General features: G+C 38.8%; 15 protein-coding genes and 1 pseudogene. All 16 read right to left on the bottom strand.

What is annotated here, in order from left to right; all coding sequences use genetic code 11:
- Window positions 1-81 precede the first annotated feature (81 nt).
- Complete coding sequence (locus tag BHF68_RS04320; protein WP_176719873.1) at window positions 82-984, bottom strand: YitT family protein; 903 nt, start codon at window positions 982-984, stop codon at window positions 82-84.
- Window positions 984-2,094 (bottom strand): peptide chain release factor 2 gene (gene prfB / locus BHF68_RS04315; protein WP_141706227.1). Its coding sequence is split into 2 segments (ribosomal slippage): window positions 984-2,021 and window positions 2,023-2,094, totalling 1,110 coding nucleotides; the frame shifts between segments, so codons are not numbered across the junction. Before prfB ends, BHF68_RS04320 begins: the two co-directional genes overlap by 1 nt.
- Window positions 2,095-2,203: 109 nt before the next feature.
- A complete protein-coding gene (locus BHF68_RS04310; protein WP_069642439.1) occupies window positions 2,204-3,364 on the bottom strand; it encodes a Ger(x)C family spore germination protein in 1,161 nt (386 codons plus the stop codon).
- 2 nt (window positions 3,365-3,366) lie between these two features.
- Window positions 3,367-4,482, bottom strand: coding sequence for a GerAB/ArcD/ProY family transporter (locus tag BHF68_RS04305; protein ID WP_069642438.1), 1,116 nt, complete (start codon window positions 4,480-4,482; stop codon window positions 3,367-3,369).
- A 47-nt stretch (window positions 4,483-4,529) separates the two neighbouring features.
- Window positions 4,530-6,083 carry a spore germination protein gene (locus BHF68_RS04300; RefSeq protein ID WP_069642437.1) on the bottom strand — a complete coding sequence of 518 codons (1,554 nt, stop codon included), beginning with the start codon at window positions 6,081-6,083 and terminating at the stop codon, window positions 4,530-4,532.
- A 604-nt stretch (window positions 6,084-6,687) separates the two neighbouring features.
- Window positions 6,688-9,264, bottom strand: a complete 2,577-nt coding sequence (secA, locus tag BHF68_RS04290; protein WP_069642435.1) for a preprotein translocase subunit SecA — start codon at window positions 9,262-9,264, stop codon at window positions 6,688-6,690.
- Between the two features lie 255 nt (window positions 9,265-9,519).
- Window positions 9,520-9,756, bottom strand: coding sequence for a hypothetical protein (locus tag BHF68_RS04285; protein ID WP_069642434.1), 237 nt, complete (start codon window positions 9,754-9,756; stop codon window positions 9,520-9,522).
- An 89-nt stretch (window positions 9,757-9,845) separates the two neighbouring features.
- Window positions 9,846-10,385 carry a ribosome hibernation-promoting factor, HPF/YfiA family gene (gene hpf, locus BHF68_RS04280; RefSeq protein WP_069642433.1) on the bottom strand — a complete coding sequence of 180 codons (540 nt, stop codon included), beginning with the start codon at window positions 10,383-10,385 and terminating at the stop codon, window positions 9,846-9,848.
- A 157-nt stretch (window positions 10,386-10,542) separates the two neighbouring features.
- Complete coding sequence (locus BHF68_RS04275; protein WP_069642432.1) at window positions 10,543-11,265, bottom strand: amino acid ABC transporter ATP-binding protein; 723 nt, start codon at window positions 11,263-11,265, stop codon at window positions 10,543-10,545.
- Complete coding sequence (locus BHF68_RS04270; RefSeq protein ID WP_069642431.1) at window positions 11,262-11,924, bottom strand: amino acid ABC transporter permease; 663 nt, start codon at window positions 11,922-11,924, stop codon at window positions 11,262-11,264. Before BHF68_RS04270 ends, BHF68_RS04275 begins: the two co-directional genes overlap by 4 nt.
- 239 nt (window positions 11,925-12,163) lie before the next feature.
- Window positions 12,164-12,592: a ferritin-like domain-containing protein gene (locus BHF68_RS04265; protein ID WP_069642430.1), complete on the bottom strand. Its 429-nt coding sequence runs from the start codon at window positions 12,590-12,592 to the stop codon at window positions 12,164-12,166.
- 30 nt (window positions 12,593-12,622) lie between these two features.
- The gene (locus BHF68_RS04260; RefSeq protein WP_218070325.1) at window positions 12,623-13,063 is read right to left on the bottom strand and encodes a hypothetical protein; all 441 of its coding nucleotides are present in this window, start codon (window positions 13,061-13,063) and stop codon (window positions 12,623-12,625) included.
- A 247-nt stretch (window positions 13,064-13,310) separates the two neighbouring features.
- On the bottom strand, window positions 13,311-14,108 hold the full coding sequence (locus BHF68_RS04255) for a basic amino acid ABC transporter substrate-binding protein (RefSeq protein WP_069642428.1): 798 nt from the start codon (window positions 14,106-14,108) through the stop codon (window positions 13,311-13,313).
- Window positions 14,109-14,571: 463 nt separating this feature from the next.
- Window positions 14,572-14,940: a hypothetical protein gene (locus BHF68_RS04250; protein ID WP_069642427.1), complete on the bottom strand. Its 369-nt coding sequence runs from the start codon at window positions 14,938-14,940 to the stop codon at window positions 14,572-14,574.
- 6 nt (window positions 14,941-14,946) lie between these two features.
- Entirely contained in the window at window positions 14,947-15,372 is a 426-nt protein-coding gene (locus BHF68_RS04245; protein WP_084019204.1) for a flagellar protein FlaG, read from the bottom strand.
- 40 nt (window positions 15,373-15,412) lie between these two features.
- A pseudogene (gene fliD, locus BHF68_RS15540) lies at window positions 15,413-16,238 on the bottom strand (flagellar filament capping protein FliD).

Genomic DNA, 16,238 nt, shown 5'->3' with positions numbered 1-16,238 from the left:
TCCGTATTATATTTACTTATTGTATTTTTTGTATTTTATTGCATTTATTGTGTTTTATTGTGTTTTTTGTGTTTTTGTTTTTTATGATTGCTGTGGATGTTCACTATTGTTTGCTTTATAGTCTTTAGATACTCCTCGAAAGCCTCGGCCAACAACTTCTTGGGCGTTCCCTACTATTATAAATGCATTTTCATCAACATGCTTGACTAAATGTTTAAGGGCTGTGATTTCTTTCTGTTCGACAACACACATTAGCATTGGTTTGTCCTGACCAGTAAACCCACCCTGCGCTTGTAGCTTTGTTACCCCACGATTGATATCTGTGAGGATTGCTTCCTGTAGCTCGTCTGATTTATCGGAAATAATAAAGACCATTTTCTCAAAGCTAAAGCCTTCTTGAATTAAATCAATCGTTTTACTCGTTACATATAAAGCTATTAAGGCCATTAGTGCAAACTCGGCACCAAAGACAATTGCCGCTGTTAATATGACAAGTCCATCAATAAAGAGCATACATATACCTAAGCTTAAGCCAGTAAACTTATTGACTACCTGGGCGATTAAATCCGTTCCACCAGTGCTCGCCCTAGCTCGAAACACGAGTCCTAGGCCTGTACCAATAAGGAGTCCACCGTATAAGGCGGCCAACAGTAGGTTGTCTGTTATCGGCGCTATCCACTCAGTCGCGAAAATGAATACCGATACAAGTATTAGCCCAACAAAGGACTTAACACCTGTTTTTGAGCCTAAAATCATTGTCCCAATAATAAATACTGGTACATTAATAACAAGGAATATTATACCCACAGATATACCTGTTACATGGAAAAGGATATTCGCTATACCACTTATTCCACCTGACGCCAGTTTATTTGGGACTAGAAACCAGTTTAACGCTAAGGCTAGAAACAAACAGCCGACGGTTAATAAAGCATAATCTCTAATAATTTCCCTAGTTGAGTCTTTCTTTAGCTTCGCCATCATTAGTCATTCACCGCCAACTTCTGACGTAGGTATGCGTCAATAAACGGATTAATATTACCATCCATGACGGCTTGCACATTACCAATCTCAACGTTGGTGCGATGGTCTTTGACCATTGAGTATGGATGAAAAACATAGGAACGAATTTGACTACCCCAGCCTATCTCCTTTTGTTCGCCACGGATGGCTAAGGTTTCCTGCTTTTGCTCGTCTAGTTTGCGTTCTACTAATTTACCCATGAGCATTTTCATCGCCGACGCTCGATTCTTAATTTGTGAACGCTCCGACTGACACGTTACTACTACCCCTGTTGGAAGATGAGTTATTCTAACGGCGGAGTCAGTAGTGTTAACATGCTGTCCTCCCGCACCACCTGAGCGATAAGTATCTACTTTTAAATCATCCTGCTTCAAATCTATATCAACATCATTTTCTAATTCAGGCATGACATTAACAGATGCAAAGGACGTGTGCCTTTTTCCAGCTGCGTCAAAGGGTGAAATACGTACTAAACGATGAACTCCACGCTCTGTAGATAAGTACCCATAGGCGTTATAGCCTTTTATTAGCAGTGTTACACTCTTAAGTCCTGCTTCATCTCCTGCTAAATAATCGAGGGTCTCTACTTGGAAGCCTCGTTGTTCTGCCCAGCGTGTATATAGTCGTAACAGCATCTCCGCCCAGTCCTGGGACTCAGTACCTCCAGCACCTGGGTGAATTTCTAGGATTGCATTATTACGGTCATAGGGCCCATCTAGCATTAACTCTAATTCAAAGGATGTTAGTTCTTCCGTTAAATCCTTGATTGCTTTATGTAAATCAGGTAATAGACTCTCATCTTGCTCTTCTTCTATTAACTCGTAAAAGGTGTTCATATCATCATGTAGCCGCTGGAGCTCGTGGAAACGCTCTACGATTTTCTTGATAGCATTCGCTTCATTTATAAGCTTCTGCGCTTCCTGCTGATTATCCCAGAAATTCGGCTCACCCATGACTGCTTCAAGCTCAGCAATTTTCTTTTGCTTAGTTGTTACGTCAAAGAGACCTCCTGATATCTTCAAAGCTCTGCTTAAGTTTTAATACATCTGACTTTATTTCACTTAATAACATAGTTACTGCACTCCTAACTTCTAACCCTAACTTATCGATTACAGTCTAACATTATATCATACTATTGTTGTCGATTACTAATATTTTTAGCAGTACCTAGTAAACAAAATTAATTCATAGAATCATATTCCCTTAGCATCATGCGTCCAGTTATCGACACATTTATATCATAACTAACCTCAATGCTTGGATAGGTTTCCTCACACCAACCCGCTTCAATTTCTCTCCACTCATTAGGGCGCTGACGATACATTGCTCGACCAAACCCAGCAGGATCGGTTTGCAGCTCCTGTGTAATCTCTAATAACCTTTCTATCTCACGCTCGATAAGCTTAGCTGCCTCTTCCTCAATCATCGCTTTTATTTCTGATTCCTGGTCTCTATAAATTTTCTCGCGAAATATATCTTCGCCGAAGCTTACTTCTACTTCTGACTCCACTGTAAATTTTAGATTGCCGTTAGCAACTATTTTTGTACTCGCCGCTAGAACTTCTAGACTTACTTCTCTAATTGCAAAGTCATTTTTTTTTGCTGTTTCGGTAACATCAATCACTAGAATAGCACTTTTAACACGATTTAATAACCACAGTAGCCCGCGTGTCTCATTAGCAGTCAACTCACCTACTAATTTATTTTCTGCAATTAAAGCAGTACCATCTAGTTTAAATACAGACTGCCCAGCTACTTCATTTACTGTTAAAATCGGTACAACTACACAAATACCAGGAGTAGAGTTTATCTTCATAAAATTGCTAACTGGCATTTCAATTACCTTGGCATTTGCTGCATAGTTTTCTATTAGTGACCTTAGCTCTAGCATTGGTAGGGACTTTTTTGCAACATGCATATTCATAACCTCTTCTATATCACCTTTGAACAGTACTAAATCAACAAAACGATTAACCTCGTGATCGCGGGCAAAAAAACTTATTCCCTCCATGATACCATCCTTGGCAAATTCTTCACCTATCAATAGCACTTGATGGTGTCCCCAAAACATTTTATTAGCGGAAGTTAAGGTTACGTTACGAATAGCATCAAATACAGTTCTTCCCGTCGCTGAATATACCCTAAAGGCAGGCTCCTGCGGAACATCCGCAGCCAGGATTCCAGCCCTAGCTACCTGAGCAGCTACTAACACCTCATTGTCAACAATATCAAGCCCCGCACCTAGTAGAATATCCATTTGATCAAGCTCTTGTCGATTCCAGCAACCACTACAAGTTAGGCTCATTATCAATATTATAATTATTACAACAGTTTGTCTCAATTCTACACCCCTTTTCTACGAATGCGCATAGTAACGTAGAGTAATATTGGCATAATTCCACCAATAAACAAACCTATTACGCCATAGGTGCCTACATTATAAAACTGCAACAATGAGTGCATATCGGGGAATAAGTGCGGCTTAATAATCCCAACAACTAGTATAAGTGCCACATTGACATATTTAGTGTGTTTGTTTAGTCGTTTAAACATATGCAAAAACAACTCCCGACACACATAAAGAAACATCGTTACTGTCAAAAATATACTAGCATACCAAATACCTACAACCATAAACTCTAAACGCTCTAAAAAGCCAGCAACAGATACCGCCCTGACCAAGGTGAATAGTGGAAACTGAAGTTCTTCAGCTTCTTTAGCTCCAAACACAGCCACTAAACTACCACTTACTATTAGGAGTAATAAACCTGCCAGCAAATGAGCCAAATACGGAACACGATATGTCCATTTTGTAGTCTTAACCATCGGCAAAATATGTAAAATAAATAAAGTCTCAAAAAACAGCACTGTGGGTACTAGTAAACCCACCAGTAAAGGTTCCCAGCCGTGATACATAATTGGCTTAAATTCCTGAAAGTCTAAATCTGGTAGCAAAAAGAAAACAAGTGTTATGCTTGCAAGGATTAGAATAGTAAAAAACAGCCCGCCACTTCTTATTACACTTGCTGGACCTCTATATAAAGAATAAAAGCACACAAATAAGAAGCACCATTTAATTACCGAACGTGGTGTTTCTGGTAGAATTGTCTGATTAGTATGGGCCATATAAGCTGTCATTGCAGTTGCTAAAGAAAAAAAATAAACAAAAAATATTACAATTGCTATTTTACCTAAATATTTACCTAAGATATGGTCACATAACTGTTCTAGCTTAAAGGTGGGTAAGCTTCGGTGTAAAGCAAGCAAAAACCAAACAACAATCAAGTTCAAAAAACTAGCTAATATTACGACAATCCATACGTCCTGTCTAGTATAACCCCCTGTTATTGCTGGAGTAATACTTATGGCAATTGTGTTTCTAATAACTACAATAACAAAGAAGAGCTGTGCATTAGAAATCCACTTTTTTGGTACTGCCATAATTTCTTGTGATTTCATACAAAAACAGCCCTCCTAACCTATATCTATAATTTGTTGTAATCCCATTACTCTTTTCTATAGTTACCCATTTCTGAAATTGCTGGTCTTTCTGGAGACACTTTGTTTTCCGCACGATTAAGTCCAATATTGTAAACGTCCTTAGCCTTAGAGCGCCAGTCTTTTCGTAAAGCAAAATCACGAAATTGACTATACTTAATTGGCGACAACGGCTCAAAGTAAGGAGTGCCGTAAGATTGCATAGAGTTTAAATGTACCAACATCAGTATTGCTAATAAGACTAATCCAATTAAGCCCAGTACAGCACTGACAAACAGGACCACAAATCGTAGAAGCCTCAATCCAATCGACAAACGATATGAAGGTATTAGAAACGAAGATACCCCAGCCACTGCAACAACAACTACTAATGAAGGAGATACTAGTCCTGCTTCAACAGCAGCTTGACCAATAATTAGAGCACCTACGATACTAACAGCAGGTCCAATCTGTGACGGTAATCTTAAACCTGCTTCCCGCAATAATTCAAAAGCTAACTCCATAACAAATGCTTCAACTGCCGTTGGAAATGGCACTCCTTCTCGAGCCCCAGCTAATTTAAGTACTAGTGGGGTAGGTAGCATTTCCTGATGCATAGTTGTGAGAGCGACCCAAAACCCTGGAAGAAACAGAGCTAAAGTGATTCCTAGTATACGGATCATTCTTAATGCCGTAGCATACCAGTAGTTTTCATAGTGGTCTTCAGCTGCCTGAATAAACTGCGTAAAAATTGTCGGCACAATTACCACACTCGGTGCCCCATTGACGATAATCCCTACACGACCCTCTAGTATTTCTGCAACTAGTTTATCTGGTTTTTCTGTATGCTCCGCTTGTGGCAATGGTGTACTCGGATGGTCAATCAAAAATTCCTCTAAATAGCCTGTATCAAGGACACTTTGAATATTAATAAATGACAATCGATCACGAACTTCTTTGATTATCTCTGGGTCACATATACCTTTTACGTAAACTATTGCTACCCTTGTTTCAGATATACTGCCTATTGTCATTTCTTCAAAAACCAAGGATGGAGTGCGCAGCTTTTTACGTAATAGACCCATATTCACCTGAAGGTCTTCAATAAACCCCTCCCGTGGCCCACGGACAGTTTTTTCTCCCTCTGGCTCCATAACCTGTCGACGCTCAATTTGTGGTAGCATAATTAACGCAGGCTTAGTTCCGTTCCTTTCAAAAACTACAGCACTTCCTTTAATCATTTGTCTAGCAATTACTATCCATTCTCGCTCTAAATTAATTACCCCACTGGTAAAAAGTCGATGGTAGCGGTCTGGTGGCTCTTGTTCGAATTTTTCTTCATTATCTTCATGTAAATATTCCTTTAAAGGTGCGATAACCGTACGCTCTAATCTGTCAAAATCTATAACTGAAAACAGATAGGCAATAAGAAAACGATCACCCACCTCGCGAAATGTTAAATCTAAGCTCTTGCTAAATATCTTTTCTAGTTTCCTTTTGCAATGACTAAGTTCTATTGGCTTCTTCACATATTTGATTGGTACACTACGATGCAGGACAAAGGGTGATTTCTTTCTTTGCAAAGGAGCCACCTCCATATTTAATGCGTAAAAATTTCCCTAGTTTGTTTGATGATAGTAGATATTTTGTCCGAATATTTGAAAGCTATGCGGGCAAGGGCAGAATATATGACTCGACATTAATTTGCTCACGTAAGCCTACAGCTTTAAGTATTGCTACGGCTTAAGGTTGGAAACTCAAAACTCCCTCCAGAAACTACCGTCCGGTCAAACAGTTGGAGTTACATGCCACCACTTTCACCTAGCACTACTAAAAGCTTCCGACAAACTTCGCTCATCGATATCAAGCTCATATATTACCAACACCACAAGTCAAAAAGCACACAGGAGTCAACCTGTGTGCTTATCTCAATTTATATATTTTTAGCTATCTGTGCAAGTGAACTGGTTTCTTAGTGCTGAGGGGCTGTGTTCGACTAAGTGAACCTTGCTGAAGGCTTTGCTAAAATATCTTAGTGAGGATTACCGTTCAGAGCTTCCTTGTTTGAGCGGTTTGTGCGAGTTTGGAAGTTAGGTAATCGAACTTAGATATTTCAAAGCCGCAAGCCTTGGTGAACGCGTTGAATGCGGTTCCTCAGCTCTTACTCAAAGCTTTTACCCACAATCATTACCCACAACACTTCTTATGCTTCTTCCCACTACCACACGGACATGGGTCGTTACGCCCAACCTTGTTTTCATTAACATAAGGAGTGCGTTTAACTTCCTTATCTCTAGGGCTAGTGCTCTGACCCATTGGACCTTGAGCACCGCCAAGCAAACCTATAGCACCATGACTAGCAGTTTGCCCTTTAGCAACCTCTTTACGCTCTAGCTGTTCTTTGCCTTGTACTTGAGCTTTCATTACGTGCGTAGATACCTCTTCCTTAATGGAGAAAATCATCTCTTCAAACATTTCAAATCCCTCAAAGTTATATTCCATTACTGGATCCCGCTGACCATAGGCACGCAGGTGAATACCCTGACGCAGCTGATCCATGGCATCTATTTGATTCATCCATTTACTATCAACGGAGCGTAGGACAATTACCTTCTCTAGCTCACGCATCATTGGCTCGCCAAGGTCCTGCTCACGGTCTGCATAGATTTTTTCGATTAACTCGTTAAAGAATTCGATTAGTCCTTCTGGCTCACGCTCAAAGCGCATACCGTCCAGCTCTTCATAGGACAGTTGCTCAGGCTTAAGATAGACACGCATTAAGCCTTCATGAAGTCCTTTCATGTCCCAATCCTCAGGCACTTCCTCCGCTGGACAGTAGATTTCTACTAAGCGAGCCGTTACGTCCTCCATCATCTGTACTACGATATCACGAATGCTGTCATTCTCTAGCACTTCACGGCGCTGTTTGTACATAATCTCACGCTGTTTGTTCATGACATCATCGTACTGTAGGATATGACGGCGTATTTGGAAGTTATTAGTCTCAACCTTCTCTTGGGCTTTCTCAATAGCACGAGATAGCATGCTAGATTCTAACGGTTGGTCTTCGTCAAAGCCGATTTTCTCCATCATGCCCGTAATCGCTTCGCCACCAAACAAACGCATTAAGTCGTCTTCTAATGATACGAAGAATTGCGATGAACCTGGGTCACCCTGACGTCCAGCACGACCACGCAACTGGTTATCGATACGTCTACTTTCATGGCGCTCCGTACCAATTATATGCAAACCGCCTAGTGCATGGACGTCAGCACCAAGCACGATATCCGTACCACGTCCAGCCATGTTCGTAGCAATTGTGACAGCGCCCTTTTGCCCTGCTTTAGCTACAATTTCTGCTTCCTGTTCATGGTATTTCGCATTTAAGACGCTATGTGGAATACCTTTCTTTGTAAGAAGCTGTGAGAATAGCTCTGAGTTCTCAATTGAAATAGTACCAACAAGCACTGGCTGACCAGCTAGGTGTCGTGCAGCTATTTCTTCAACGACGGCGTTGACTTTACCCTTTAATGTCTTATAGACTACATCTGGCATATCCTCACGAATCATTGGTCTATTAGTTGGAATCGTAACAACGTCAAGACTGTATATTTTCATAAACTCTTCTTCTTCCGTCTTTGCAGTACCAGTCATACCAGCAAGCTTTTCATACATACGGAAGTAGTTCTGAATTGTAATTGATGCTAGTGTTTTACTCTCTTCACGGGTCTTCAAGCCTTCCTTGGACTCAATCGCTTGATGTAAGCCATCACTAAAGCGACGCCCCTGCATTAAACGGCCCGTAAACTCGTCAACGATGACAACCTCACCGTCCTGAACGACGTAATCGACATCACGCTTCATGATGACTTTAGCTTTAAGGGCTTGCAGAACTTGATGGTTAATTGTCAGGTTCTGGTCATCATAAAGATTTTCAATGTTGAAATGCTGTTCTGCCTTCGTTACCCCTTCGTCCGTCAGGGAAACAGATTTTGCCTTCTCGTCTAAGGTGTAGTCTTCTTCGGCCAGCTTTCTAACAAAGCGCGTAGCTTGATTGTAGAAATCTGCAGACTTCTCACCTTTTCCAGAAATAATTAACGGTGTTCGCGCTTCATCAATTAAGATACTGTCAACCTCGTCAATAATGGCGTAATAAAGCGGACGCTGAACTAATTGCTCTTTATAGAGCACCATGTTATCGCGCAGGTAGTCAAAGCCGAATTCGTTGTTCGTTCCATATGTAATGTCCTTACGGTAAGCTTCCTGCTTTTGTTCATGGCTAAGTCCATGTACATTTAAGCCGACAGTCAATCCGAGAAATTGATGAATTTGTCCCATCCATTCACTGTCACGCTTTGCTAGGTAATCATTTACGGTGATTACGTGTACACCTTTGCCTGTAATCGCATTTAAGTAAGCAGGTAGCGTAGCCATTAGCGTTTTACCTTCACCCGTACGCATCTCAGCAATTCTATGCTGATGTAGAACGATACCACCCATTAACTGTACATCAAAATGACGCAGACCTAGTACACGCTTGGACGCTTCACGTACAACAGCATAGGCTTCTGGTAAAATATCATCTAAACTCTTACCCTGTTCGTACTCCTGTTTGAATTTATCAGTCTTGCTTTGCAAATCCGCATCCGATAATTCAGATATTTCAGGCTCAAAGGCATTAATTTTATCAACTATTTTTTGTAGCTTTTTTACATCTCGCGCGTTTCCGTCTCCGAATAGTTTTTTAAATAATCCAACTACCACGTATCAAACACTCCTTCACCAATATAATCCAAGGCTATTTTATCAGTATAACATAGATTAGACAACATATACGAGCAAACGCGATTACAACGCAAAAAGGACGGTCATTACACTTTAACCGTCCCATGTTCCAATACTTCATATATCAATCCATGCTCCAATACTTCATATATCAATCCATGCTCCAATACTTCATATATCAATCCATGCTCCAAGCTTCGTGTAGCTAGTGTTTTGACGTGAGTAATTCACTGGTCATCTTTCTCCTGATGCAACCTCTTGGTTGGCTTGCACTACACCCAACACGAAGGCAGTAAATAAGATTATCTGCCCAGGTTCCTTAATATAATACAATACAATCACTGTGCTAATACCGACACTTGTATATATCATCCAGCCAGGTATAAATGTTGAATTTCTTATATTCCAATAAGCGATATGAGAGGCTAGCCATACGACAAAAAATAAAAACATATACCAAAACAGCTGCACATTTATCCCCCCATCATTCATTCTGATAGTACTAGGGTATGTGCAGCTGCTTTCTTTTGCTATGGGCTATCGCCCTTGTTTTTTGCGATTTACATTTGTGGTTTAATTAAAGCGTATTTTCCATCGTTGCGCTTGTAAACAACATTTACAGCATCTTCTTCAGCATTTAAGAATACGAAGAAGTTATGTCCAATTAGGTTCATCTGTAGAATTGCCTCTTCAACAACCATTGGTTTAACATTGAATGCTTTAGTCTTAACTACAGAGAAATCTTCTTCTTTTTCCTCTTGGTTATTAGCTAGCTCTTTAAATAGAGTACGGATACCTTGGTTCTCATACTTTCTGTTAACACGAGTTTTGTATTTACGAATTTGACGCTCTAACTTCTCAACAACTAAGTCAATACTTGCATACATATCGTCACTTGTCTCTTCAGCGCGAAGCATCATCCCGTTTAAAGGCAATGTAACTTCAATCGTGTGATCAGACTTCAGCACACGCAATGTTACTTGAACATCAGTAGCTGGCAGCTCATCGAAATACTTTTCAATGCGGCTAAGCTTCTTCTCTACATACTCTCTCAATGATTCTGTTACTTCAATGTTGTGCCCTCGAAGGTTATATTTCATAAATAACCCCTCCTCTGAATGATGTGTTACTGGAAAATTATTACTAATAGTATTTCACTTTCCTATTATATATATTCTTCCTGTTTGTCTAAAATCCTTTTTTTCGATGTGTATTTTACAGCTTGAATGTGTAAATTCTTATTTACATGTGCAAGTTTTAAAGGACTTTACTTAAAAACGCCTGTGTTCTTGGGTTTTGTGGATTTCTGAAAATTAGCTCTGGTGTTCCTTCCTCTACAAGTAACCCCTCGTCCATAAACAACACACGGTCGCCTACCTCGCGGGCGAAGCCCATCTCATGAGTTACGACTACCATGGTCATACCCTCTAAAGCTAGCTGCTTCATTACCTGCAAAACCTCACCAACCATCTCAGGATCAAGTGCTGATGTCGGCTCATCGAATAGCATTACCTTTGGCTCCATAGCAAGTGCACGAGCAATCGCCACACGCTGCTTCTGTCCACCAGAAAGATTATCTGGATACACGTTTGCTTTATCCCTTAAGCCTACCTTGTCTAATAGCTGGTATGCTTTTTCCTCGGCTTCTTTTTTTGACTTGCCGAGGATTTTCATCGGCGCTAAGGTAACGTTCTGTAATGTTGTCTTATGTGGAAACAGGTTAAACTGCTGAAATACCATCCCCACATCACGGCGAACTTTATTAATATCTGTCTTTTTATCGGCAATATTCACACCCTGAATCCACACTTCACCTGAGGTTATATCCTCCAATAAATTCATACAGCGCAAAAATGTACTTTTACCCGATCCACTGGGACCAATGACGACGACAACTTCCTTTTCTTTTACAGAGGCGTTAATGCCTTTTAAGACGTGCAAATCGCCGAATTTTTTGTGTAGGTCTTTAACTTCAATCATTTTGTCTCCAGTCTCCTTTCTAGGTAACTAACTAAATAAGTGAGTGGAATTGTTAGCATTAAATATAAGACGGCAACAGGTAAATAGGCTTCCCAAGGAGATAAGGTAGCTGCCATAACCATTCGCCCAGCCTGTGTTAAGTCGTGAACTGCAATAACTGCAACTAACGATGAGTCTTTTAGAAGTATAATAAATTCGTTACCAAAAGGTGGAACCATCTTTTTCACTGCCTGTGGTAGAATAATCTCACGCATTGCTGTCCAGTGGCTCATACCTAATGATCTAGCTGCTTCCATTTGCCCCTTATCTATGGATTTAATCCCCGCACGGAAAATCTCAGAAATATAAGCAGCACTGTTTAAAGCTAGGGCGACCGCTCCAGAAAAGAATGGTCCCTGGGATGTACCAAAAATAGCTGGAATTAAGGCAAAGTGAACTACTAATAACTGTACGAATAAAGGAGTCCCTCTAAATATGTTTAAGTACAGAGATGCAGGCCAGCGAATGAAAAAATACTTAGATAATCGCATAAATGCTATGATAAGACCAAGAATAAGTCCAAAAGTTATACCAATTACAGTTAGCTGGACCGTCGTCACTACACCTTTGAAAAATAGTGGACTATAGTCAACTACAATGTTCCAATTGAAATCAGACATTATACTACGCTTCCTTTCTACTACTTATTTCGATACTATATAGAACTTGTATATTATACCGTGATAAGACAAGCGGTGCAATACAAATGCATAATTACCAAAAAAAAATATTAAAAACTCAGAAATATATTTGCCAAGGTCAAAACTAAATAGTAAAAGCATAGCCTAGACTATGCTTTTACTATTTAGTGATTACAATATTTTATTGTATTGGGCACAATATTTTGTTGTATCAGAAACTAGATTTTATTATAGCGTTGCAAAATTCCCTCTAACATTCTAGCATGTCTTGCTTCATCTTTAGCAGACTCATAGAAGTAGTCTCGAACTGTGTCCAATCCTAACTCCTGCGCCTTGTCACCAGCTTGCTTCTTTGATTCATTAGCGAATATTTCTCCCTCTAGCATTTGCTTAAGGTTATCAAATAAATCGTCTTGTATTAGTCCATTAAACTCGGCAAAACGTGCTGCATGCTCTGCTTCTTCCCACGCCAATGTCTTAAGTACTTCGGCAATTTCAGGGTATCCTTGCCTCTGAGCTAGTCTCCCCATCGCTAGGTAAATACCTACCTCACTTGTTTCTCCTGTAAAATTTTGTTTCACAGCTCTTTCTAAAGCTGTCCCTTTAGTTTCACCTATAATATTTTCAACAGTTAACTGCTTCTCCATTAAATCATAGCCTCCTGTATTTTATGTAATTTAACTTGCTGACTTCTTTTGCTGAAAAGATGCAAGCACTTTATCTGCAATTTCTTTATTAACACTTTTTAAATCATTAAAATATACTAAGGTACTGCCTTTATAATCCTGGTAGTCACCTAATAGGATAATCTCAAGTGAAGATCGAGTAATATTAATAATGCACTCATCATCATGATAAACATTACAATTACGACATTGTAGTAGTAACGAAGCTAAAGAGTTAATAATGCTATCATTATCATAAATTTTGGAGTCATTATAGGGAATCCCTTCCATTCCACCATCTAAAAATTCATCCTTCTGTTTCAAACAACTAGTTAAACTTTGTTTGCAATAGCCTACCAGACACTCATCTTTTTTACATATTCCACAATCAGTTATACAACATTCCCCTAGTTGTGATATCAATTCCTCATAATTAATCATTCTGAATATCAATACCTCCTATTCATCCATATAGATACAGTGCTTAAGAATTCTTCCCTACTGCATAGCTATCATAACTACTTCTATAAAAGACTGTCAAAACTCTTTAGAGCTAATATCACCTAATTAGCTGGTACATTCTAGTATTTTCTTTCATAATTACTATTTTAGAATCATTTTAAATAATGTAAATAAAAGAAGGTCTGAATAAAATTCACTCAGACCTTTTTTATATTATCTGTTTATTAGAGAAATTAAATTACTGACCAAAGTACTCAGCATAGATTGCATCGTATGTGCCATTTTCTTTAATAATTCTTAAGCCTTCGTTTAGCTTCTCTAGTAACTCAGTGTTACCCTTCTTAACTAAGAATCCGTAGTACTCAGCATCAAATGCATCGTCAAATACGTAACGAAGATTAGCATTCGGGTTTGCTTTCACGTATTCCATAACTACAACGTTATCTGCAACCACTGCATCAACTTGACCAATCGATAATGCTTGAATAGCAAATGGTGTGTTCTCAAATGGCTTCACACCTGAGTATTGTTGTCCAAAAGCACTACGAACAGCGATATCACCAGTAGTCCCTTGTTGAACTCCAATGTCTTTACCCTCTAAGTCTGCTAAAGAGTTAATGTCAGAGTTTTCAGGTACTAAGATAAGCTGTGTTGCTTCGAAATACGGATTAGCAAAATCATACTTTTGCTTACGCTCTTCTGTAATAGTAATTGCAGAAACAGCCATATCTACTTCGCCGTTTTCAACAGTTTCGAATAATCCTTCCCAACCTTTATGTTGGATATCTACTCTAAATCCAGCGGCTTCACCTACAGCGTTGATTACATCAACGTCAAAACCAACAATATCACCGTTTGGCATAGTCCATTCGAACGGCTTGTACGCAGCGTCAGTACCTACTTTGTATACTGGTAAGCTTGGGTCTGCAGCGTCATCATTTGCTGGTGCTTGTGTGTCGGATGATCCACATGCTGCTAATAATGCTACGGATAAAGCTAATGTGAAAACTAGGAACAATTTTGTCCACTTTTTCATCAATATTCCCCCATGTTTTTATTTAGTTTTATGAATAAGAATTCACTATAATATTATACAACCGTACCCATGGAAATTCAATATAATAATTAATCAGAATTATTATTCACAAATTCAAAATCATCATCCATTAGTACTAATTTATTACTAGATTATTGACAAATGTGCTTATAGACCTGCCAAAAAAAATGTCAAGAGAACGAGCGTTTTTCTACATATTGCCTTCAATTTTACTCACAGGATTAAACCCTATCAAATCAGTTATTCACAGACTTATACACATTATCCACAAAAATAAAAAAAAATTCTCCACAGCAAAACTTATCAATCTGTGTATAACTATGTGCTTATCCACAGATTTTGCACTAAAAACGATGTTTTCTGTGTATAACTAAAAAACAAAAACCTACAGCTTTTAATGTTTGCTGTAGGAAAGGTGATTAATTGCACAACTATTATATTACTATTTTTTCTTATCAAAAAAAGCTGCCGACGGAGTCATTTGATATGGGTTTCTTCTAGCTGTTGTTCTAGTATTTCGTCCATGGTCATAGAGGTCAGAGGATTGTTTGCCCTTTTGAATTTTTTTGATATTATCTGCTACTTGATTTTTGTGCTTTTGAATTACTGCTTCGGCTTGTTTTGTCAATTGATAGAGTTCCTGGAACTGTTGATTATTCACTTGTATTGATTTATTTTCAATTCCTTGTTGAAAAGCTTCAAATAATTTGTTGCGTTCATCAATTATGTTCAGAAGCTCATCATCAGCTTCACCAGTGTGTTCTGCAATTGTTTTAGTTAAGGATATGAGTTCATCAATTAATTGCTTCACTCGATGTTACCTCTTTTCATCTAGTAAGATCCCGCTCATTTCCCATATCTTCGCTACTAAGTCTAAAACCTCTTCGGCAGGAATTTCTTTTATTACTTCATCATTTACCGTATCTACGACTTTAACCATTATACGCTTCGTATCTTCGTGAATCGAATATTCAAAGCGAGCATTGTTTTTGTCTATGCTGCTATTTGCCCGTTCAATTGCTTTTAATAAATCATCCTCAGATACGGTTTGTCTTTGAGACTGGTTTGCCCTCTGTGATTCTATATTAGCCTGAGTTCTTGATTGCTGACGCTGGTTTTGGTTATGTGCTTGGTTTGAAGCTTGTTGGTTTACTGCTTGATTCAATACTTGATTATTACTTTGTTTTGGTTGTACCCTATCAGAATTCCCCAAATTCGCAGATGAAATGTTCTGAATGTTCATTATTCTCACCTCGTTTCGGCTAGTAATAACTAAAGGCTTTTTATTGTTGCATCATATGCTGCATTAGCCAATCTCCCTGGGAATGCAACTGAGATAAAGCTTTCTCCATCGCCGTAAATTGGCGCCAGTAGCGCTCTTCAACACTTGCTAATCTTCTTTCGAAGCGTTCAATTTGTTCGTCATATTGACGTATTTCACGTTGCATAAAACTATTGTCTACAACCGCACCTTCTCTACCAGCTTTATCTTGAATACTTTTGATTGCAGCTCCCGCAGACTCATACAGTCTAAATCCAATACCTTTATTTGACGCATCATTACTTTGGTTAGTAAACAAACTGATTATTTCTTCTGGCTTTTCATTTATAGCTTTTCGAACCAGTAGTTATACCTATTTGGGCTAATGAGGATATCCTTCCATCACCTAATCCCTTTACCTGGTCAGATATCAACATACGCATGTCCGTTAAAATACCTGATAGCATATGATCTCCACGAAGCAAACCACTCTTCGCTTTTTCTTCCCACATCTCAATTTCTTTGTCATCCATTGCTCTTCTTTGTTCATTTGTTAATGGCGGAAAATCTCTGTAACGTCTTTCCATAAGTTTCTCATTTACAAACCCTTTAATTTTATCGAAGATGGCATCAGTATCTGATACAGAAGAAACGGTTACAGCATTATCTGTAACAGCTTTAATGGTATATTCCACTCCACTAATTGTAAAAACGTTAGCTTTACGTTCAGTCTCTAAGCCATTAAGTACAAATTTAGCATTTTTACCATTGCTATAGTTAACTGGTTCATCTCCATTGTTTACTTCATATAAATTAAGTACTTCATGTAAAAAATCAGAATCATCCAC

The organism is Desulfuribacillus alkaliarsenatis, from assembly GCF_001730225.1.
GTDB classification, from domain to species: Bacteria; Bacillota; Bacilli; order Desulfuribacillales; family Desulfuribacillaceae; genus Desulfuribacillus; species Desulfuribacillus alkaliarsenatis.
Note: the sequence above shows the minus strand (reverse complement) of the source record. Positions and strands in the feature narration are given on the sequence as shown.

What these genes read in the sequence shown, in the direction of transcription:
- BHF68_RS04320 (WP_176719873.1), bottom strand. Translation starts at nt 984, where the DNA reads ATGATGGCGAAGCTAAAGAAAGACTCAACTAGGGAAATTATTAGAGAT.
- BHF68_RS04305 (WP_069642438.1), bottom strand. Translation starts at nt 4,482, where the DNA reads ATGAAATCACAAGAAATTATGGCAGTACCAAAAAAGTGGATTTCTAAT.
- hpf (WP_069642433.1), bottom strand. Translation starts at nt 10,385, where the DNA reads ATGAAATATAACCTTCGAGGGCACAACATTGAAGTAACAGAATCATTG.
- BHF68_RS04275 (WP_069642432.1), bottom strand. Translation starts at nt 11,265, where the DNA reads ATGATTGAAGTTAAAGACCTACACAAAAAATTCGGCGATTTGCACGTC.
- BHF68_RS04270 (WP_069642431.1), bottom strand. Translation starts at nt 11,924, where the DNA reads ATGTCTGATTTCAATTGGAACATTGTAGTTGACTATAGTCCACTATTT.
- BHF68_RS04265 (WP_069642430.1), bottom strand. Translation starts at nt 12,592, where the DNA reads ATGGAGAAGCAGTTAACTGTTGAAAATATTATAGGTGAAACTAAAGGG.
- BHF68_RS04255 (WP_069642428.1), bottom strand. Translation starts at nt 14,108, where the DNA reads ATGAAAAAGTGGACAAAATTGTTCCTAGTTTTCACATTAGCTTTATCC.
- BHF68_RS04245 (WP_084019204.1), bottom strand. Translation starts at nt 15,372, where the DNA reads ATGAACATTCAGAACATTTCATCTGCGAATTTGGGGAATTCTGATAGG.